The sequence below is a fragment of the Clostridium tarantellae genome (assembly GCF_009295725.1).
Taxonomy (GTDB): domain Bacteria; phylum Bacillota; class Clostridia; order Clostridiales; family Clostridiaceae; genus Sarcina; species Sarcina tarantellae.
The window spans coordinates 1-597 of the sequence record NZ_WHJC01000616.1 but is presented as its reverse complement, the minus strand read 5'-3'; the positions used below and the strand labels follow the sequence as shown (position 1 = coordinate 597).

The window sequence follows — 597 nt, the reverse complement described above, 5'->3', positions numbered from 1 at the left end:
AATTGTATAAATGGGGGAGATTAATATGAAAAAGGCAAAATTAAAAATTCTTTCATTATTAACTGTGGCTACTGTTATTTCATCAATTAGTTTAAATACTATATCAGCACTAGCAACAGGCAATGATATAGCTATTCAATCAGAAGAAAAAGTGTTATCCACTTTAAATTTAGTGGTGCCAACCATAAATAAAGGAGATGCTAAGTTACAAATGCCTAAGGTTTCATCAGATATGGAAATTGAATTTATAGGCTGTGACTATCAGGAAATTATAGATTCAGATTTAACTATTAATGAGCCTTTAGTAGATACTAAAGTAACAGTTGATTTTAGAGTTAAGCAAGGGGAAACTTCTTTAGAAACAAAGGGTATAGAAGTAACTGTACCAGGTAAATATTCAAAAAATATAGGTGCAAATACAAAGCCAGAGGTTATTCCTTCTTTAAGAGAATGGGTTGGAAAAGATGGTGATTTCCAAATTGCAGACAGTAGTAGAATTGTTTTAGATGGAAATTATGAAGCTGAGTTAAGCAAAACAGCTGAAATATTTAAAGAAGATTATAAAGACATTTTAGGAAAAGATATAGAAATTATTAC

1 protein-coding gene is annotated in these 597 nt (G+C 29.8%); it reads left to right on the top strand.

The genetic code is table 11. The features are described from left to right. Positions 1-25 precede the first annotated feature (25 nt). Positions 26-597: beta-N-acetylhexosaminidase family protein (locus GBZ86_RS16640; RefSeq protein WP_234885198.1), on the top strand; the 572-nt coding region annotated here is incomplete at its 3' end.